General features: G+C 66.4%; 9 protein-coding genes. 1 reads left to right on the top strand and 8 read right to left on the bottom strand.

From position 1 onward, the window contains the following. Nucleotides 1-182 precede the first annotated feature (182 nt). From JNUCC0626_RS08320 to JNUCC0626_RS08285, 8 genes are all read right to left on the bottom strand, one after another. Nucleotides 183-2,549 (bottom strand): hypothetical protein, encoded by a 2,367-nt coding sequence (locus JNUCC0626_RS08320; RefSeq protein ID WP_394619089.1) that lies wholly within the window; start codon nucleotides 2,547-2,549, stop codon nucleotides 183-185. After that, nucleotides 2,546-8,515 (bottom strand): DEAD/DEAH box helicase, encoded by a 5,970-nt coding sequence (locus JNUCC0626_RS08315; protein WP_394621993.1) that lies wholly within the window; start codon nucleotides 8,513-8,515, stop codon nucleotides 2,546-2,548. The genes JNUCC0626_RS08320 and JNUCC0626_RS08315 overlap by 4 nt, the downstream gene beginning before the upstream one ends. Before the next feature lie 293 nt (nucleotides 8,516-8,808). Further along, on the bottom strand, nucleotides 8,809-9,390 hold the full coding sequence (locus JNUCC0626_RS08310) for an integrase (protein WP_394619088.1): 582 nt from the start codon (nucleotides 9,388-9,390) through the stop codon (nucleotides 8,809-8,811). Between the two features lie 137 nt (nucleotides 9,391-9,527). Continuing rightward, nucleotides 9,528-9,752: a hypothetical protein gene (locus JNUCC0626_RS08305; RefSeq protein WP_394619087.1), complete on the bottom strand. Its 225-nt coding sequence runs from the start codon at nucleotides 9,750-9,752 to the stop codon at nucleotides 9,528-9,530. Nucleotides 9,753-9,949: 197 nt separating this feature from the next. Beyond that, nucleotides 9,950-11,155 carry a TIGR02679 domain-containing protein gene (locus JNUCC0626_RS08300; RefSeq protein ID WP_394619086.1) on the bottom strand — a complete coding sequence of 402 codons (1,206 nt, stop codon included), beginning with the start codon at nucleotides 11,153-11,155 and terminating at the stop codon, nucleotides 9,950-9,952. After that, nucleotides 11,152-16,110, bottom strand: coding sequence for an SbcC/MukB-like Walker B domain-containing protein (locus JNUCC0626_RS08295; RefSeq protein ID WP_394619085.1), 4,959 nt, complete (start codon nucleotides 16,108-16,110; stop codon nucleotides 11,152-11,154). Before JNUCC0626_RS08295 ends, JNUCC0626_RS08300 begins: the two co-directional genes overlap by 4 nt. Then, the gene (locus tag JNUCC0626_RS08290) at nucleotides 16,107-17,348 is read right to left on the bottom strand and encodes a DUF2398 family protein (RefSeq protein ID WP_394619084.1); all 1,242 of its coding nucleotides are present in this window, start codon (nucleotides 17,346-17,348) and stop codon (nucleotides 16,107-16,109) included. Before JNUCC0626_RS08290 ends, JNUCC0626_RS08295 begins: the two co-directional genes overlap by 4 nt. Then, nucleotides 17,345-18,751: a DUF2397 family protein gene (locus tag JNUCC0626_RS08285; RefSeq protein WP_394619083.1), complete on the bottom strand. Its 1,407-nt coding sequence runs from the start codon at nucleotides 18,749-18,751 to the stop codon at nucleotides 17,345-17,347. Before JNUCC0626_RS08285 ends, JNUCC0626_RS08290 begins: the two co-directional genes overlap by 4 nt. Nucleotides 18,752-19,039: 288 nt before the next feature. Here JNUCC0626_RS08285 and JNUCC0626_RS08280 point away from each other — a divergent pair, with 288 nt between their 5' ends. After that, the gene (locus tag JNUCC0626_RS08280) at nucleotides 19,040-20,554 is read left to right on the top strand and encodes a PIN-like domain-containing protein (protein WP_394619082.1); all 1,515 of its coding nucleotides are present in this window, start codon (nucleotides 19,040-19,042) and stop codon (nucleotides 20,552-20,554) included. Nucleotides 20,555-20,983 lie beyond the last annotated feature (429 nt).

Below are 20,983 nucleotides of genomic sequence, written 5' to 3'. Positions count from 1 at the left end.
CCTGGGACGAACCGACATTCGGAATGAGACCGGCGATGTCCGCCCATGGACCCTCCGCATAGTTGTCGAACCACACCGCACGCTGCACGGCATTGATCGGTTTCCAAATCACAGGCACGCGTGGCCGGATATCGTGCGATAAAGCGGAAACGTTACTACGCATTCCACCTATGGAGTAACGCTTAGGATCGCCTCGTGAACGGCGCGATGTAGGTATAGCCTTCCGGGAGTTCCACAGGTCCCACCAGGCCGAAACGTTCGCGGTCCCGGCGATAGGCGAGGCGCTGGTCGTCACTCGCTGCGTGTCCGCGGTGGCCGATGCGGCGCAGGTGTCCGGCGACTTCCGACTCGCGCACGAACTTCGAATCCAGTCGCCGAGTCACCGATCGGGGATGTCCGGATGCTGCGGTCATGATCACCGGTTCGTAGATGAGGACCTCCACCGTGGTCTCCCCCTGCACTGCCGGGAACCGCAGGCGGCGAGCAGCCGGGTCGTAACTCGCGGCATCCATTCTCAGCGCGGCATCCGCTACGAGGCGGTCCACCACATCGTCGAGCGCACTCTCACCAACGTCGCGCACCTGTGCGGCGCCGGGGACACCGTAGATAGCTCTCGCCAGATTCACGCGGGGCAGCACCGCTCGCCCCTCGGGATCCAACAGGCCGAGACGGCGCACGGCACCGAGCACCCGTTGGGAAAGCGTGCTGGTATTCATCGGCACGGCCGAACTGCCCGGTCCACCGATGCTCCGCTGGCCACTGCCGGGTGCGGTGTCCCTGGTGAGAATCCCGGCGTCGTAGCGGTGCTCGATCTCCATATCGTCCACCATGACCGGGAGGTCCAACAGCGTCGATTCCACATAAATCACGCCCGCACCGCGTGACCACCTGCAGGTCAACACGATCCCTGGAAAGAACTCCAAGGGCCATTCGATTCCGCGAAGCAGCGGCCTGGGTCCGTAAAGCTCGGTTTGGGTGTCCTGCTGTCGTGCGGCGCGGGGCAACTCGCACCCAGCGTGAGTGAGGATCACTCTCAATCTCGGTACGTTCCCACGCATCTTCGCGGCCACGTGCTCGGGTATCGGCAGGAACCCGTCAACTTGGTGGCTCAGTCTCAATGGCTGACTCCAGCTCAGCTGGCTGTCGGTCACCAGCAGCGGACCGAGTCCCCAGTCGTCGTGTTCAGCGTCGAGGTCGAACTCGAAAGCCATCACCGTTTCGGGCACCTCAGCGGAATCTGACACTCGCTCCGAGAGCGTCTCCGACCAGCCTCGCCCCAGCGGTTGTGTGGGATCAAGGCGTGCGTCCACGCTCCCTGGGTACTCGGCCCGCCACACTCCACCGCCCTGCCAAGCGTCATCGAGCCGAAGGCTCACTTCGTCCTCGAGCAGGCCGGTCAGCTCATCGGATTCGCCGCGCACGTAGGCGCTCACAACCGAGTTCGCATGGCAGACCACGAGCGGGTAGCAGGTGTTGCGGAGCAGTTCAGCGGCACCTCGAACATCGCGGAGGCGGGGGCCGATCGCAGTGTGGACCACGCGCCTGCGCGGCTGCCATCGCGACGGCCGGTCCGGCAACGCGCCGCGGCGCAGTTGAGTCGCGATCGTCTCCAGGTCCGGCCCGCCCAACGGGCCGTTGTCGCGGAGCCTCGCGGCGAAACCGTCCCGAGTGAAGGCGTAACCACGCCACATTCGCAGATTGCTGGACCGCCGCAGGGCTTCCTCGACCGTGCCGAGCAGGCCCAGCAGAGCGGCTTCGTACTGCTCGGTACCTGCGTCCCGCGTCAGAGCAGCAGCCAGCGGCATTGGTGCCAGGCTGCTGAGCAACAGGTCGCGGCCCTGAGAAAGCAGGTAGCGGGCGTAGAAGGAGGACTCGTCCAGGTCGGCTTCCTCGCGGGAGCCGTACCGGGCATCGATCACAACGTGCCCGAACTCGTCCAGAACCCGGCCCTGCCGGCTGAGCCTGACCAGCTGCGTGTCAGTGACCGAAAGCCCGTGGCCGAACGCGTCGACGTCGATCACCAGCCGCTCACGGAGCACCGGGTGCGGATCGGCATTGGTCTCCCCAAGCCCAACCGCTCCGGATGGTGCTCCCGAAAGCCAGGCGGGGAGACTGCCGTCGTCACCGAGCTCGGAGTGGGCCCCTTCCTTGTAGACCACTTCGGCGAAGATGTCGTGTTGACCCGGTTCAAGTTTGATCAAGGCCCCCACCGGCACTGCGGCATCGCCGACTCCAAGCAGAGGCAGCAAGTCCAGGCTCTCAATTGCACCGCCGACATAGGCTCGCCTGCCTGTGTCGTAGCCGAAGTAGACAGCGTTGAATGCGACGTTGACGTGTACCGGACCAGTTCGCGCCTGCACCACCGCATCGAGATAGCGGATGAGTCTGCCCTGAGATTCCTCGTCGGCCTCGTTGAGACCGAGAACCATCTCCGGGGTGAGCACCGGCTTGTCTTCGTACGGTCGCCACACCGTTGTTTCATCGGTGGAGTGGTCCTCCGCTGTTGTGCCCTCCGGCCCGCGTGCAACACCAGCGTCCGTGCGGTTCATCGCCCACTTCTCCTGTCCGCGTGCGTGCCGGAGCCTTCGACCTTCACGTCGAACACCGCCAACTGAGCCGCCGCACGCGCCGCCTTCGCCTGCTCACGCCGCACGTGGCCGGCGTCTCGCCACAGGATCCCGGTCCTCACCACGGTGCCTGCGGCTTCCAGACGGCCCAGCGACTCAACGATCTCCTGGACTGTCAGCGCCGGACCAGCACCGAAGAACCTGCTCGTGACAAGTCCGGATCGCAGGCGCACCCGCCGCCGGAACACCGGGTGGTAATAGGAGTCTTCGCCCCGCAGCGCACGGTGGACGTCCCGCTCGTGGACGCCGTTGAACACCTCCCAGACCAGCCTCGATACCTGCTGGTCGAGTCTTCGTTTCCGGTAAGCCGCATCGACGCGCCGCCCTGCAGGACGCGGACGGTCCGTCATCAACCTTTCAGCCGTCCTGGGCTGGCGTTCACCGATCGGCCAGTCGCCGGCCCCCCAACACGCGGAGCAGCGGTTGCCCTCGTTCGAGCAACAGCCTGCAGGCAGCTCCGTTACACCGAAGTAGTCCGCGAATTTGCGGTTGGCGCATGTGGTCGCGTCCTCGTAGAAGTCCTTCAGGAGCGCGATTTCCTCCCGGGCACGGGCCGCCTTTCCGGACAGAGCAGAGAGGAAACCCGGCGGCAGTTCGGTGCTCAGGACCCGCAGCCCCGTCACCAGGCGTCCGGCAGGCGCCGCACTCACGTCGAGCAGGCCACGGTCGTGAAGGTCAGCCAGCAGGTGCCACGTGCTCGGCGGATCTTCGGAGAGGTTGCGGAAGTGGGGGATGGACTGCGCTAGGTGGGCGTCCAACCGCACGACGTCCAAGCGGGACCGGTACAGCCCATCGCCGCGGCCTTTTCGGGCTGATAGTGCGAGCACAGCGGCCACCACCTCGCTCTCGGTATCCATTTGGTCCATCGCGCCGATGGACCGCTGGTCCGGTTTGCTTGTGCCCCCCTGGTGGAACAGCTCGCCGGGTTTGACGGCGCACAGCGGCGGAAAATCACCGAGGTCCTCCACCCAACCGAGCCCGGCAAGCGCGGCGAACACACGAACGACACCAGCCTGGTACTGCTCGGCCGTCCGGCTCTTCGACGCTTCGTCACGATTGAGCATTCCGCCGGCCAGATCCGCCCCGATCAACCTGTCAGCGATGTCGTGGGTGTCGAGGACGGCATCGCACGCCAGGACAGCACGCCCCATGTCCTGAAGCAGGGCCGGGCGCAGATCCTGGCAGGTCATGAACGCGACGGTTCGGATACCCCTGGTCGTCATCAAGGCCAGTCCTACGTTGGCTGTAACCGCCCTGTCTTCTGTCGACACGCCTCTTGCAGAGCCATCCTCGGCAGGCGGCGGGCCTGGCACTCTGCCCTTACCTGCCGCATCCCGGCCCCCACGCCCCAACTGCTGATAGAGGGCGGAGAGGTCCGTCGGTGCACTGACGCAGAACACCGTTCTCACGTCGGGACGGTTGATGCCAAGGCCGAATGCGCTCGTAGCAACGACCACCAGTGGCGCAAAACCCTCTTGGCCCCTAGCGGGCGCCTCCCTGAATTCGGTCATCACCGAGGACTTCTCGGCCTCGGTCAGGCGTCCGTGGAAGCGGCGCACCCGGATTCCCGCCTCGCCCAGGTACTCGCGCAGGTGAGCGTGCAGCGAGACAACCTCCTTGACAGTTAGGCAGTAGAAGATCGCGTGGTCGTCGATCGCACCGAGCACCTCCTCCGCCAGTCCCGCGACGGTTCCATTGTCCCTACGCAACGTCCGCCGGAAGATCGCTAGTTCCGGACGGATCGGGTTCTCTCGGACCGTCACTAGAACACCGGAACGAGCTTCCAGGTCCTCCCCGGCCGGACCGCCCGGTGGGTTCGCGGACAGACCGAAGACGCCCTCGCGCAGACCGGTGTGAACGCTCCGGTTCGCAGTCGCGGTCAATGCTGTGACCGGTAAACCGAAACCCTCCCGCAGCTCGTCGAGGAAGCGTTCGACGCGGCTCATCGAAGGACGGAAGTCGTCCCACTGCACAAACGTGTGCGCCTCGTCCAACACGATGCGAGACACAGTTCCGTCCGCGACCGCCTTCCGAACCACCTCCCGGAACCGGCGCTGGCACAATCTTTCCGGCGAGACATACACCATCCGTATCCCGTGGTCATGTCGGCCCAGGAGTTGGTCGGAGACCTCTGTCTTGCCCGCACGGGAGCTCGACTCGCGCATCGGCGCCACCAGCGCGCGAACAGCGCCACCGATGCTGCGGTTCAACTCGAGCGCCTGGTCGTGCATGAGAGCGACCAATGGGGATACGACCAGCGTGACACCAGGAAGCACCAGTGCCGGCAACTGAAAGCAGAAGCTCTTGCCGAACCCCGTCGGCAACAAACCGAGAACGTTGACTCCACTAGCCACCGCCGCGATGACGGCCTCCTGAGAGGACTTCAGCCGAGCCGGTTCATCCGACAGCTGCAGCAGGCCGCCCACGACCGCCGCGCGGCGCAGCACCTCGGCCTCGAGTGTCCCTTCCTCCCGTCGCCGCTCGACCTGCTCCCGGGTCAGCGCCAATTCCCGGATTCGCCGCGTCTGCGGTAACAACGTGTGCTCGTGCAGTGCTTCCGCGGTGCACAGCTGCGCCGCACGTTCCTGCGTCAAGAGCCCTTGATCGGCCAGGAAGCGCCAGATCCGTGTCCATCCCTCCGCCATCGGAACGACGTTGCCACCAGCCCGTTCGCCCGTGACCGGATCGGCCTTGAGCAACCCCTGGGCACCATCGGGGCCGTCGTCGAGTGAACCGAGAAACGTCTCACGGTAGGACCGTCGAAGCGCGGTCCTACCCGCTAGTTTTCGATCACTGATCACGATGACGCCGCGGTGGCGCTCGGACCTGATGAGGCGACCAACCGCCTGCCTGAGCTGAAGGGCGGCCAACGGAAGATAGTAAGTCTGCGTCGCCACTGCGTCCGGGTCGTCCACGTGAGCGGCTTCGGCCCGTGCCTTCACCGCTTCCCGACGCGCTTCAATCACCGGGGCAGCGAACGGCGCGAACGGCAGCTTGTTGATCCACACCAGGCGCAGGCGTCGCTCGTCCGGGATGTCCACACCTTGCCAGAGCCCTTTGGTACCAACGAGAAAACCGCCCCCGTGCTCCACGTCTTTGAACTGCTGGTAACCACGGTGGTTGCCCAAGACGAGGGTGGACAGCACCGGCGTCTCGTCACCGCGTCGGCGGAGTTCCCCGGCCAGGTGGTCCGCGATGCTCCCCGCAGTCGACCGAGCCGTCGTCAGGACAAGGGCACCACCGTCGTATCCGCCACGAAGATCGCAGCTTCCCTCGCTATCGGACATCACGGGCCGGACCACTTCTCTCGCATACCCGGCCAGTTGGTGAGCCACGGTCCGTGAGGCGGCCTCAGCCTGCTCCGCCCAGGACGGGAAGTCCGATAGACAGACGAGTTCCGCCTGCCGTCCCAGGTCGAACGGTGTATTCAATGCCAGGGTCGCGATGCCAGCGGGCAACCCCAGACGAGTCCGGATGAAGTCCCATCTGCCGGCCACCCGCAGCGTGGCGCTCACGTAGTAGGTGCGGGCAAAGGTCGCTAGAAACTGCTGCCAGGATGAGTCTGCGGCGAGCTCGACAGGGCTGCTCGAGATGCCGAACTGATAGCGACGCAGACCCTCGCGCAGCGCACCGAGTTCCTCGGCGTAGACGACGCGATTCGAAACGTTCGGCGGAAGCTCACCCAGCGGCGGCTCGGTAACGTCCTCGTCTTCCGCCTCGTCGAACGGCACCTCGTCCTCGTCGTAACCGACGTCTGCGTCATCTACCTGGTCGCCACCGTCTGGCAGAGGGCCGGTGAGGTCTGCGGAAGGTCCGTCCGCATCAGGTGCCGCCGTGCCGACAGCTCCCACTACAGCGTTCATGTCCGACACGATCGAGTGTGCCGCGTCCCGTACTTCCGCACACCTGGCGAGCAGCGCCTTGACACGCTCGAATTCGAAGAAGTCGGCCCCCGACTCATGGGTCTTGCGATAAGCAGCAAACGCGCCGACCAACGCCTCACACTGCCCAGCCAGGCGCATGAGCAGCCCCGCGAGCCTCCGCACCTCGATCACGCCAGCAGTCCCCGTGTAGGAGCTGGTCAATGTGACGGTCCTGGCTCCGACGACGACACCAGCCCCCGTGCCTTTGGCATCGAACGCCGTGCTCGCCACCTTCGGCAAGTGCTCGTGATCCAGCAGCGCCTCAAGATTGTCCACCGCTTCGCGCACCGACTCGCGGTCTTTGCCTGGCCGCGCGCCGCCCACCCAACTTTGGAGCTCGGCGAGAAGATCTTCGACCGACCGGTAGTCCACCGACGTTGTCAACGCCGCGGTCGCCGCATCTTCAAGCTGGTGCGCCTCGTCCACTACCAGGAGGGTGTCCGGCCCGAGCGCGTCCAGGTCATCGATGTGAGCCAGCAGGAGCGCGTGGTTGGCCAGGAGAAGACGATGGGACGAGAGCGCCTCGCGCACCGTGTCGGTGTGTGAGGACACCGCTGATTCGGCATTCGCCGCGTACTCACCGTTGGCGGCCTGAGAAAGCGATTCTAGCCAGACCGCCAAAGCCGGTCCCGCGTAGCCAGCGAAGAACGCCGGCATGTCGACCGCATCGACCGAGTGCGCTGTCCATCGGCTCCTCACGTCGTGAGCCGCCACCAACCTCAACACGAGGTACACGAGAACCTCGCGGAACAGCGGACGTTCGAGAAATCGATTCTGATTCCGCAGCCGAGGCGAGCGCTGCTCGCCCAACGCGGTCGCATCCGCGAGGGCAACCACGAGTGCCCTAAGCGACAAGCGGTTCAACTGCCCTTTGACGAGGTCGCTCGCGTTGAGCAGCCCTGGCACCACCTCATTCAGCTTGACCACGTCATCCGCGAGCTGTTGCTGCAACTGTTTGGTGAAGGTGGTGATGATCGCCGTGCGTTCCTTACCGCCAGCAAGCCAGTCGAGGGCGGCGGCCAGCACTGCGAAGCTCTTCCCAGTACCTGTGGGCGCCTCGATCAGCGCGGGCTTGCCTTCGTCCGCCCAGACGTGCAAAGCGGACGTCATGGCTTCCTGCGCGGACCGGCGTGTCGCGGCATTTCCATGGGACACCGCCGCAAGGAGCACGGGATCGACCCGGCCATCAGCTCCGCGGAGCTGTCGACCCACTTCGATGCTCGTACAGGGGCGCTCCCAACCTACCTGCGCCCGCCGGGGAGGCTGCACCGACAGATGCGTCGACATGAGGTGCGCAACATCTGCGTACAGGTGCACGCTGGTCTTGCCCATTACCTGGCCGTGGACAGCCACGTCGGTTCGCGCCGCGAGTTGGCGTACCAGCGTCCACGCCGTCGAATCAGGACAGACCGAGGCCACCAGATCGAGGAGTCCTGGCTCCCAGCTTGCCACCACCCGGCCCGCGTAATCCATCAGACGGGCTAGTAGCACGCAGTCGTCGACGGCATCGTGCCAGTTCAGCCCTTCCCGTTCCACGCCGAGAGCGTCGGCCAGAGCCGCCAACCGATGGCTCTTCGCCGAGGGCCACAGAGCCAACGCCAAGTAGTACGCATCGATCTTCGCCTGTTCCAATCGCGGCAGCTGTTCTCTGTCGAATGCCTCCTCCAACGCCGGGAAGTCGCTCTCCGTCCCGTTGTAGCTCACGATGACGTCCGCACCTGAGCAGTACTGCTGTAATGCGATCAACGCCTCCGCAGGAGACACGGCGCTCGCTTCTTGAAGTGCGCGAACCTTGGGCGATCGAATGCCATCATGACCTTCCGGCAAGCACACAAACCTGCTGAATGCCGGCTCCTCATCGACCCAGGTAACGTCACGGCCCATTCTGATCGCACCTATCTGAAAGATGCGCCTGTCCGTGTACGGCGCGGTCGCAGTAGTACGCACAACGCACTCTAGATCCACAACCACAGCACGTACGGCGCCATCTCGGTGCGACTGCCGGAAGTCCCCCGTTGTCGCTCCGTGACCTTGAACTGCGTGCTCACCGGCCACGGTCAGAGCTTCGCCGACCTCGATCAAAGCGCGGGCGGCTATCGCTTCGTCGATGAGCTTCCCTATCCGACTCGCGGGCTGCCCTCGAAACGTCGATCGTGCGGCCGCAACCAGCTCACTTCTCGTGAGGCTCCGATCGGCCTGCGCAACTATCTTGACGACCTGCTGCACGGCGACACTGATCCCGTCCCCATCGACGTCGGTCAAGCTCCACCCCTCAACGCCCAAGCGAGGTTGTTTCGGGGTGTATCTACCGCTGAAGGACGACCGTTACCTACTTCACCGCAGTTGGCCCGCGGACATCGCGGTGGGATCTTCACAATGTCGATGCCGGCGTCAGCGAGAACGGAATCGAACGACAGCGTGAACTGACCAGCCCTGTCGCGAACCAGAAATCGAAGCTCGTCGGCCCGGTCGTCCAACTCCATGAGGAGGTTGCGAGCCTGCTGTGTAGTCCACGGACCGTCCGGGTTGGTGGTGGCGCCGAGGATGTGGACGTAGCGGGTGCCGACCTCCATCACGAAGAACAAGTACACCCGCTTCAACGTGACGACGCAGTCGACATGGAAGAAATCGCACGCCAGCATGCTCACCGCCTGAGCACGCAGAAACCGCCTCCACGACGTGTCGGAGTCTCGAGTCGGCGAGGGCGGAATCCGAAGCCGCTTCAGCACACGACGAACAGTCGACGCGGACGTCCGGTGGCCCAGCTTGAGCAGCTCACCGTGGATACGCCTGTAACCCCAGCCGGCGTTCTCCCGCGCCAAACGCTCGATCAACGCCACTACGGTCTCGTTGCCCCGCGGACGACCACTCCGATTCGGGTAGGTCCACTTCTTGGCGACCAGGCGCCGAAGCCACCGCAACACCTTGTCCGGAGACACCAACCGGTGCACCCGGAGCCAGCGTGGTAGCCGCCACATCAGCGCGGCCAGCACAGCGCGGTCGGCCCAGTCCAACCGCGCGGGCGACCATGAGTGCGGCGCAACACCGCAACCTCATGCCGCAACACCAACAACTCGACGTCCTTCGCCGCCGACGACCGGCCGAGCAGGATCAGCCAGCTACCCAGCTGGACGAGGATGAGGTACAGCAGTCGCAGCGCCACGCCCACGATCACGCCGACCGAACACCAGGACCCGACCACCGCAGCTCAACGCATGCGTACAGAATTCTGGCAGCACACAGGACGAGGGCGTGGCGCGCCTGCGCACCGAACTGGAGCACACCTTGTGCGTCCGAACACCCTGCAAGTACTGCTGCGAAACCTCATCGCGGGTCGCCCACTGTCCATCGAGACGACATCCGTCTGCTCGCCCTGCGCTGCCGCTGCACTGTTCGATGTCACAGCAGCTCGTCCAGGACGACATCGTGTTCCTGGAACAGGACCCGTCCCGAGGCGGTGATGGCATCACGAAGGTCGTCTTCGACGCGGTCGACGCCGAAGAACGGCACGGCGGACGGTTCCGCTCCCGCGCGCCGGACGAGGTCGGCGGACATGGCGACCACCGTGGCCCCGTAGATCTCGGCCACTTGCCGGGCGATGAGCAGACCTGGGCCGTCGAGATCACCCGCGTAGCGGAGCGTGACGCCCTGGTCGATGGCGAGCTGGAGCAGTGCGTGGTCGACGCTACCGAGATGTCCGCTGGTACAGGCGAACGCCTGGTGGATGCCGCGAGCCATTGCTGCTTCGAGGACCGAGGGGTTCTCCACCACCGTGAGAAGCTGTTCAGCGAACACGGGCGGGTGGACAGTCAGGTCAAGCAGGGTCACGGCAACAGGGGTGTTTACCTCCCGCAGACGGCGATCTATCGGGCCGTCGCCGACCACTCGTACCTGGTGGAGCAGGACCGTCGAAGACAACCGGTCTGCCAGGATGCCTGCCTTGGCCAGCAGGCTGCGGACGTGGTCGGGACGGGTGGGCTCGGGTTTGCCGGACCACTCGGCGACCGCGCTCACGAGGCGCGAGCCGGTGTTGCGGTCAAGGTCGAAGTAGTGCGGGTCGCCGGCGAGGTCGTGGGCCAGCTTGGCGAGACTTGTCGGCGGACGGTACGGCAGGGCCGCGACGACTTCGGCCAATACGCGCACAAAATGTCGGGTCGATTCCACGTCGTCGGTGCCCGCAGCGCGCATCCGTGCGACGAGTCCGGGCAGCTGCGGTAGCCGGGCCTCGACCTCGGCCCACAGATCACGGCGCCGTGTAGAGGCTTGCCGCCGCAATGCCGCGCTGTTGACGACCGGGCGGCCGACCGCGAGTTCGACCAGGGGAACTAGCTGGGCGACGGGTAGGGCGATCGCGGCGAGCACGTCGCGGAGCGGAACGACGGTCGAGCTGCCGTCGACTTTCACACCGGAACGGTCGCGGCCGCGGCGAGAGGTCGTGTCGATCCATGATCGGAGCACCGCGGTTCCTGCACTCGACAGGTTCTCCACCCGCACGGAGGCGATGGACTCCGCCGGGACGCCCGCGCAGAGCCTGCGGTGCACAGCCGTCCACAAAGGAGCGAGGTCCGCGTCGTGCGCCAGTTCCGCCAGGAAAGTCGCAGTCATGAAGCCTTCTCGTCGATGACAAGGTCCAACGTGAGGACCTGCGGCTCGCCCTCCCCGTTCCACAGCCAGGGCACGGTGATCCGCTTCTTCCCCGCGGTCACGACCTCGTGCAGTACGACGCGTCCGGTCTCTTTCTTGATCATGGGCGTGATGAAGGGAGCGGTCGCCAGCACATCGAACTCCCACGACCGTAGGAGCGCGAGCACCTGCCGGAGGTTCGGCTCGTCGAACGCCGCATCGATCTCGTCGATCGAGATCCACCGGGGTCCGCAGTAGTCCGGTCCCGAGTACATCGACCACGCGGCGGCCAGCAGCGGCAGCATGGTGGCAAGTCTGCGCTCACCGGTGGACAAGGTTTCCAAAGGGTTGGAGCGCGCGCTGACCTCGCGGAAACGCTCCTTGTTCGGCCCGGTGAAGGACGCGTGGGTAACGGAGATCTTCCACTCGTGCCAGGAGCGGTAGTCGAAGGTGTGCGCGACGCGGTCTTTCCAGGAGTCACCGGACTTCTCGTTCATTCGGTTGCGCAGCACGGTGTACATGTCCTCGAAGACCTCGTCCGACTGCGGAAGGGCGATCAGCTCCACCATGCGCTGGGCGTCCTCGTCCTCGCGGACGACCCAGTCGACCTGGACTCCCACGTCGGCCACGCCAGTGCGCACTCCGCTCAGGGTGTCGCGAATCTGGCGCACCAACTCGCGTGCGGCTTCCCTGCGCACCACGATGTCCCGCCGGAGCTGGGTGAACAGGCTCGTCTTCAGCGTGCGCTTCACGTCGTCGCGCAGATCCTCTTCGAGCTGTTGGGCCGTCGCCTCCAGCTTCTCAACGGCGACGTGCAGGTCCTCGCCTCGACCGGCGCCAGGATCCGCGACGACAGCACGGCGCCAGTCCGTTCCCTCGATGGTCTCCATCACGACCTGGCGGTCGAAGCGGGCGAGCGCGGTGCTGGTGGAACGGGCGCTGGTCTCGAGCAGTGACAGTGCCCGCGCCCGCGCCTGGCGCAGCGTCTCCAGCCGGTCGGTGCCACCGGCGTGGTGCTGCAGCAACCTCCTGGCCCAGTTGAGAGCCGCCGTGAGGTGGGCGGGCCTGCCCATGTCGTCGCGGAGGTCCTCCGGCACGGTGGCGAGGCGTTCGTCGACGAGCCTGCCGAGCTGCCGGACGCAGTCGTCTCGCCGCCGTTCGGCGGCCTCCCGCTGAGGTGCGATGCCGTCGAGGGTGGCACGGGCCGCGGCGGCGGTCTCGCCTGCTTGCTGGTATCGGCCGCTCATCACGAGGACCGCGTCCTTGGTGCGGCTCAGCGTGGTTCCGATCTCTTCCCTTGCCGTGCGCAGGTCCTCGTAGGCGGCGCCGTGCAACTGCCGGGTCTCGGCCAGGGTCGCGGCTTCCCGGATGGCGATGAGCCTCGCCTGGTCGGCTTCGTCCTTCGCCCTACTGGCCGCGTCAGCACGGTGAGCGGCCGTGCTGATGACGGTGCGCGCCTGCCGGGTGAGCTCGGCCGCGCGTTCGGCGGCCTGACGCCAGAGCGCGACCTGGTGACCCAGCCGCACGACGGCCTCGGCGTGGTCCTTGAGCTGGCCGAACGCGGTCGGCAGGAGGCCGCCGTCGGGCAACGCGGCGGCCTGGTTGAGTTCGCGCAGCGCCTGCCGCACTTCCTCGCCGGCGACGCGGTGGTTCTCGGCCGCGGTGAGCACGGCCGCGCTCGCTCGGCGCAGGTCCTCCGTCTGACGATCCTCGTCGGCAGCGGCAACGGTGACGTTGGCGAAGTCCGGGAACGCCAGACGTTCGTCGTCGGCCTCCTGCTGTGCTCGTCTCGCCGCGGCCAGCTCACGGCCGGCCTCTTCTGCCCGCTCCTGCCTCTCTTCCGCGAAGCGCGTCGCGTCCGCAGTCTTGCGAGCGGCCCGTTCGACGCTGCTTTCCGCGTGACGGAGCCGTTGCGTGGCGGCGTCGATGACCGATGCGCGGGTGAGCGCCGCGGAATCCAGTACGGCGAACTCGCGGGCTCGTTCCTGTTCCGCGTCCGCCATTCGCCGCGTCGTGTGGAGCTGCATCGCGCGCGCTTCATCTCGAAGCCGTAGCGCGTCCTCACGAGCATCAAGCAGTGCCGAGAACGAAGGAAGGGCATCTCGTTCCGTTGCCGCCAGGAGGACTTCCGACTCGCACCTGTCGACCTCGGCCTTCGCGGCGCGGAGCACGGCGGAGGCTTCGCCCAGCTCGATCTCCAGGGCGGCGACGAGTTGCAGACGTACGCGTTCGCGAGTGGTGCGGCCGATGAACTCCGCCCGGTACCCGACGGGCGCTGCCGCGGTGAGCGCACCTGTACCGATGTGGCCCTGTTCAAGGACCTGATCAGCGGGTATCGACCGCAGCAGTGCCTCGACCCGGTATCCGGGAACGGACGAGGCCACCTCCGGCCGGAGGAGATCGGCGAGGCTGCGTCCCGGTGCGGGGATGGTCGCCGTGATGACAAGATCGCCGGTCCGTGCCACACCATCCGCAGTCACGAGCGCGTCGAGCAGACCCGAGACCAGCAAGGCGCCCTCCAACCGGTCAGCTTCGTCCGTCGACAGGTTGTCCGCGAAGTCCACCAGCGCCCACAACGGCGCGCACTCGTCGTCGTCTCGGGTCCGCCAGGGTGGCGCTGCGGGTGTGGGCGCAGCGCGACGAGCGGCGCGCAACTGTGACTCGACTTCCTCGACTCTTGTCTGAGCGCGCTCGGACGCTCCCCTGGCAGCGTTCACAGACAGTGCGAGATGCCCGCTGACCTCGTTGTGCGTCTGTTCCACTGCGAGGCGGACCGTGAACGGATCAACGTCGGGCTCCGGCGGCGGGAGCGGTACACCGGTGAGGAACCGCGTGGAGCCCCGCCACTGCTGGAGGTCCTGCACCCAGCCGACAGCCGTTTGGTCCGCCGTGCGGCGAGCATCAGCGGCGGCCTCCTCAGCTTGAGCGAGTGCAGTTCTGGCAACCGAGGTTTCCTGTTCGCAGGAGCGAGTGGCCTCCGCGCGCCGGATCTCGTCAGCTTCTTCCTCGGACCGTGCTCGGTCGCGTGTGAACTCAAGGGCTGCGGCGATCTCTTCCAGCGTGGACGCGGCTTCGTCCTCTTCACCCTGTGCTGCTATCAGCGTCTGCTGAGCCTCGTCTCGCAGTGCCGCTGCAGTGTCCGCCGCCCGGTGCCGGCCAGACACGTCGATTCGTGAGCGTGCCGCGTTCGCGGCCGCCGAGACCCAGGCGCCGATGCGCTGCAGCGGCAGGCGTTCTCCTTCCGAACCCGCGGAGTCGACGAGTTCTCCCGGCACGACACCGAGATGGTCAGATCGAGTCCCCCACTCGGCGATGGCCTGGACGAAATGCCCTTCGGCATCCTGGCGGCTCGCGGTCGAACGTTCTGCTCGTTGACGGTTCTCGTCTTCGCTGCGTTCGCACCGGCGCAGCTCTTCGGCACACGACTGCTCATGGCGCTGCGCATCCGCGTGCACCCTCAAAGACCCGTCGACTCGCGTCACCTGGTCCGTTCGCATGGCCACCCAGGCCAGCGGGGTGCCGCAAGCCTGATCGAGGCCGGCTGCGGTCAACTGCGTCCCACCGGGGGACGTCAGCGTCGAGGTGGCTTCGGCGAGGTGTTCCAGAGCCGCGTCCGCACCGACCTCGCGGGACACCGCGCGAAGCTCCTCAGTCAGCCGCAGGAGGTGGGCCGAGCCTTCTTGCGCATTCTCGGTCGCTTCAGTGGCTTGTCCTGACGACGACGCAGCGTCCCTCTCGGCCTCCTGGGCACGGCTTTGAGCGCGGGCCGCTTCCGCTTCGAGTTCCTCCGCCCGGCGTTCGAGCAGCGGAAGCTCGGCTCCGGCGTGGTCGCGCAACGCAGCGTCGGCGGCCTCGCGGCGGCCCTCGAGTGTCGAGATCTGGGCGTTGAGTTCGTCGAGCTGCTCGGCGGTGTCGGCTTGTGTGCGTTGCGCGGCTTCCAGTTTGCCGGTCGCATCGCGAGTGCGCCGTGTCTGGGCGTCGAACTCGGTGACGGCGGCGGTGAGTTGAGCGGCCTCCAGCTCAACCAGAGCCGAGACGTAGCGCTGGTAGCGGTTGTCGGTGCCGGTGAGCTGTTTGGCTTCGTACCGCATGTCCGCGAGCTGGGTCTCCAGCTCGGAGATGCGTTCCATGGCTTCGCCGATCACGGTCAGCCGGTCGGGATCGAGCGCTGGCAGCGCTTCGGTGAGCACCGCGCGCATCTGGGCCGGCGGAATCGCCTCCGCCGTGCGCAGGCTTCGCAGGCTGCGCAGAACCCCGACAAGTGCGTCGAACTGCACCTCGTCGAGCGGCGCGAAGAGCTGGGTGCGCACAGCGGTGCGATAGCCGGACTCGTCGCTGACTGCGGCGAGGTGGGAAGACGCTTTGGATCGCAGCGCCGGGACCGAGGTGAACAGTTCGCCGTCGATCGCGGCGAGTTGGGCGGCGAGTTCGTCGACGCCGACAGGATTGCCGTCGTGCGTCAGCACGAGTTCGTGTCCGACTCGGCCGGGTGCGAGGAAGAACGCGCGGTGGAGGTTCCCGCCCACCGCGCGCAACCACAGCCCGGTGGTCAAGTAGCTCGTCTCACCGCTGGTCTCGTCCTGCATCCCGTACTCGAGCCACCACGTGCCGGTGCGGTCCTCGCGATCGTTGCGATCGGTGTGCCTGCTAGTGAGCGTTCCGGCGGCCTTCCCGGACACCGAGAGCGCGGTCTGGGAGGTGTCGCCGTCCACGAGCAGGGTGACCAACATGGACGCGGTCAGGGACTTGCCGGATCCGTTCGGTCCGGTCAGCGTCATCCAGCCGTCGGCGAACACCAGCAGTTCGTCGGCCCAAGCCCAGGAGTTGACCGCGCCGGCACGGGTCGGTTGCCAGCGACCGGCGGTGCCCGGCTCGCCGACCGCGGGTTCTTCGCGTACTGCCGCCAGCCTGGAGGCGGGATGGTCCGTGGTGGTCATCGATCGCCACCCTCCTCAGTGTTCGTCGCGCCGCGGCGTACCGCCACCCGCCAGAAGTGGATTCCGGCGGTAGGCCGCCAAATGTCCCGGGTCACCGGGGTGAGCAACGCGACCGCGACGAGCTCCGCCGCCGCGGCCCTGGCCAGCGCCGGCAAGCGATCCTCGTAGGCGGCTGCCCACCGTGGCTGGAGCGCCCGCACGTCCTCGAACAACGCGACCATTTCGGACAACTGCAGTTCGCGCAGCGGTTCCGCGCGTCGTTTCACCGCGTCGAGCAGGGCGAGCGCCGCCTGTCGTTCGTTGCGCCTGCCGTTGGGGAAGTCGATCGCCGTGCCGACACCGCTGGGATCGGTCGTCTCCCACCAGTCGCGGCGTGCGGTCGTGGTGAACCCGAGTGCGGTGGTGACCTCGAGGGCGCGGTCACGACCGGCGGGCGTTGTCAGGTAGGGAGTCGCGGTACGACCGTCGAACGGGTCAGTCGCAGGATCATCGACCAGGCGGCGCAACGCGAAGAACCTCCGGTCGTCCAGCGTCGGTTCGTCCTCGTTGTCGTCGACAAGTGCTTCCGAGCACAACGCCTCGGCATGCCGCTCGAAGGGCAGGTTCTCGAGGTCCAGCAGCGCTGGCGACAGCGAGGAGAACTTCTGCGCCAGTCGTTCCCGTGACGCGCTCACCACCATGTCCGTCTCGTCCGCGCCGAGCGCCCGTTCGAGATCCGTGTCCACAGTAATCGACCCCTCCGCGACCAGGAGCTTGAGGGCGTCAACGAGGTTGCTGCGGCTCGTTCTCGCCTCCGCCTTCCCGGTGCCGTCCGAGGCCACGATGCGAAATGTGGGGAGCTGACCCGCGGGTGCTTCGGCCGCGCACACCTGGGCGATGCTCTGCATTAGCTCACGCAGGCTCATCCTCGGCCGACGCCAAAGCTGTTCGCAGACGAGCACGACGAGAACCAGCACGTCCCTAGACGCCAGTGCCGCCGTTCGTCCGTCCCGAGGCAGCACCGGTCCCCGATCGGCGGGCACGTCGCTGCGGCGCTTGTGGAGCCTGACCAGTTCCGCAGACTCGTCGACCTCCACTACCCAGCCCAGTTCCGTCTGGAAGAATTCCGCCAGTTCACGGCGTCCCTGCACCGCCGCCCGGTAGAAATCCAGGTCCTGCTCGGCCCTGATGCGGCCGGTGGCGATCAGCCTGCGAGCCGGGTCTCTGAGTTCCGGGACCAACCCCCGTGAAGAGCTCACGCGATCCCGCCTTCACTCCGGTCACCGGAGGCCACGTCCGCGGCGGGTCTGACCCACACGCGCAGATCCGGCGCCGCCAGCACACCGTCGCCGGCGAGCCTCAGCCGAACCACCTTGCCCGGTACGCCGAGGCGAACCAGGATCTCGAGACTCGCACCATCCGCGTACGCCTGCCCGCACCCGGTCACCGGGTCGAGCCGCGTAAGAGCCACCTCGATCGCCCGCAACAGCACTGACGCAGCGTCAGCGGAGAGGCCGGTGAAGTGGTCGAGGGCCACCTCTCCGTCGGTCACGAGCAGAGCGGTCAGCCGACGACGCTGCGCTACCTGGGACACGGCGCCAACGACCGCAGACTTGCGCTCCTCTCTGGTGTCAAGAACCTTGCGCGGCCGACCGCTCGGATTTCCGTGACGCTCGTGTTCGCGCAACGTCACCTCGACGTGGTGACGCGCACGGCTGCCGGCCGCCGTGCCGTGCAGCACGTCCTCCTCGGTCTCCCGGGTCACCGCGTGCCACGCAGGCCAGTCGCCGAATGCCGCCGCGTACACACGTCGCGCTTCGCTGTCGCTTACCTGACCGTGCAGGCTCCTGGCCAACACACGGAAATCATGCCCGAGGTCCGAACCTCTGCGGCGAGCCGCGTACCGGCGATCAATCGCGACGAGCAACGTGTGCACGGCGCCCGTCGCCGACTCGATCAACTGGTGCACGGTGCCGTCCGGCTGGAACCACGCGCCAAGATCGTCGAGCCAGCGAACCCGCTCCTCGATCCAGTGCTGCTGGTCGGCGACGTCGATCAGTCCAGCGTGCTCGACCGCGGCCTCCACCACCGCGTGGAAACCGACCGCCCACAGGTCGTCGAGAGCGGTCTCCACCCGTCGCAGCGCCCTACCGTACTCACGGGGGAACTGCCGCAGCGCCTCGATCACCCTGTCGCGGTTCGCCCCGAAGACGTCGTCGTCCGTGACGTCGGACTGAACCATCTGAGCGAGCGCGGCGTAGAAGTCGGCCGTCACCCGCCGAAGCTCGTCGACTCGCGTCCGGACGTCGTTGAGGCCGGCCGGCAGCCTTCCGCAGTCGTTCGCGACGTGGTGCAGCAACGCCCGGACGGTGCTCTCGACGCCGTCTAGCAGCCGACTCGGCAACTGCAGCGCTCGCCGCGCGTCCACGACCGCGAGCCGGACGGCCGCGACGACACCTCTGCCCTTGCGGGTCAGCGCCCAAGCCTCCTGTCGGACGATCACCCCACGCAGGCTCCGCACAGGCGCCGCGTAGTCGCGGAACGGCTCCGCGAACCCCCACTTCGCCAGGCTGTCCAGTACTGACCTCAGATCGCTCTCCGGCAACGGGTCGTGATAGCCGACCTCCTTCGCCTGCACGGCGATCTCACCGAGAGTCGCCATCGGGCCTCGTGTGGAGAGTTCCTCCAGGGCCGCCAGCACCGCGGTGCAACGCTCGCGGACAAGGTCGACAGGCTGAGCGAACGCGGACCAGTCGCTCGCCTCGACTTCCTGCCACCACCTGCGCGGCTCCCGCAACCGTGCCCCCTAGGTCAGCTGCTGACGGGAAGTGCATCGTCAACAACTACCAGAACCGTTACGCCACAGGACTTTGACACGAAATATTCCACGTCGCGAGTCAGGCTTTCAACGCGTCTACCATGCCTGCGACCAGCTTCCTGGAGGTTCTTGGTGCACCCAGCCGACTCGCCGACGACCGGCGGGATCTTCGAGGGCTTCGAGGACTACCGCACACCGACCGACGAGGACTACCGCCGCGTACTCACCTCGGGCCTGGTGGTCTTCGACGCCAACGTGCTGCTGAACCTCTACCGGTTCAACAGCACCACCCGCCGTGACCTCATCGCCGTCATGCAGGGTCTCGGCGAGAGCCTGTGGATCCCCCACCAGGTGATGCGGGAGTTCTGGCGCAACCGCGAACCGACCCTTGACCGCATCAGCGACGGCCCGAAGGAATCGCTCGACCTGCTGGACAAGGCGAGCAGATCGGCCGAGAACGCAGTGTCCTCATGGAGCAAGAAGATCGCGTTGAATGACGCACGCAAGGCTCATCTGCTGGACACGCTCGAAGCCGCGTTCCAGTCTGTCCGTCAGACGATCAGCGAACAAGCCGCCGCGGACGCGGCCGAACACGCTCGCGACACGAACACCGACGCGATCCTCGACACCTTGGCCTCGACCCTCGCGAACCGAGTCGGCGCTGCACTGTCCTCTAAGGACCACGCCGCCGCTGTCACCGAGGCACAACGCCGCATCGTGGCTCAGGAGCCGCCTGGCTTCCTCGACGCGGACAAGACCGACGACGAACTGCGCGCGGGCGACTACCTCGTGTGGGAACAGTTGCTCCGCGAGGCAGAGCGCCGCGGATGTGACGCACTCATGGTGACCAGCGACGTCAAGGAAGACTGGTGGTGCAGGAACAAGAATGAACTACGAGGCCCGCGGCCGGAACTCGCGGTGGAGTTCCGCCGCCGAGTCGGATACCGGCTGCTGATGCTCACGCCCTCCGAATTGGTCAGGAGGGCGGAAGCGCTCACGAACGTCCGCGTCAATCCCCATTCGGCGGAGGACATCGAACGTGTCGACAACGCTCGCGGCGACGCCCTTCCCGCTGATGTCGCGCTGGAGCTGATCACGAGCATCTTCGCCTCGGCCACCACCCGTCACCTGGACAGCCTCGACGATCAGGACCGAAGCAGGCACCTGGCTGACATGCTGGGCGATCCCGCAATCGGAGGCGTGTTGCGCAGCCACCTTAGTCCTTCGTCCACGTACACCTGGCTCACAGACGTCGCCCGGCAGTACGACCACGCGATGAAAGGGCTGGGCCGTTACCCGCAGCTGGTCCCAGTCCGACACCAGACACCGCACGAGGTGATTGCCGCAGCTTGTGGCACCGGTTGGTACGTAAAGCCCGGCTCCCAGGGGTTAAGGCCGTATCACTGCCTCGCGACCGACGGTACCGACCATCGCTACGTCTGCTGGGGCCCTGAACGATCGTTCAAGGACCTCCTCTTCGCCGCAACCAGCAACAGGTCGGTCGAGCCGGCTCGACCAGCAATCGTCATCCTCTACGACGAGCCCATCAAGGACGCAAGCCGCTGCGCCGACGCGGCGGATCGAGCAGGTGTCGACCTCTTCTTCCTCGCCCAGGAACTACGGGTGAACCTCGACCACGAGGCCTGAGACCTCGGTCATCGGCAGATGTCGCTCTCCGAGGTAGTGCTCGATCGCCGCCGTTCCTCGATGGCGAGACAGCGCTCGCGGATGACTCAGCCGAGAAGATCATGTCGATCTATGATGAGGCGGTAGATGAGCGGGTCCGCCAGGATGAGGCCGGCCCCGCAGGGAGTGGCGCGCGCCCGCAAGCGATCGGCGGGTTGGGTGTTCGCCGCGGTGCCACACGTACTCACGCAGCGCGTGGCGCAAATTGGCCTGATTCAGATCGGCACGCAGTCGAACAGGTCGCTGCGAAATCTTTGCTCCAGTCGATACAGATCAGCCCAAAAGATTGATCAGTGTCGCCTGGCCCTCTATACTGAGTTCGAGCTATCCAATAGCGCATGAACACACGAACTGCGCAATCTTGCTACGTATTCGGACACGGAATTACCC

The organism is Lentzea sp. JNUCC 0626, assembly GCF_043632865.1.
Lineage (GTDB): Bacteria > Actinomycetota > Actinomycetes > Mycobacteriales > Pseudonocardiaceae > Lentzea.
Note: the sequence above shows the minus strand (reverse complement) of the source record. Positions and strands in the feature narration are given on the sequence as shown.

Coding starts and splice junctions, on each gene's coding strand:
- JNUCC0626_RS08320 (WP_394619089.1), bottom strand. CDS start 2,549: ATGAACCGCACGGACGCTGGTGTTGCACGCGGGCCGGAGGGCACAACA.
- JNUCC0626_RS08300 (WP_394619086.1), bottom strand. CDS start 11,155: ATGACTGCGACTTTCCTGGCGGAACTGGCGCACGACGCGGACCTCGCT.
- JNUCC0626_RS08295 (WP_394619085.1), bottom strand. CDS start 16,110: ATGACCACCACGGACCATCCCGCCTCCAGGCTGGCGGCAGTACGCGAA.
- JNUCC0626_RS08285 (WP_394619083.1), bottom strand. CDS start 18,751: ATGGCGACTCTCGGTGAGATCGCCGTGCAGGCGAAGGAGGTCGGCTAT.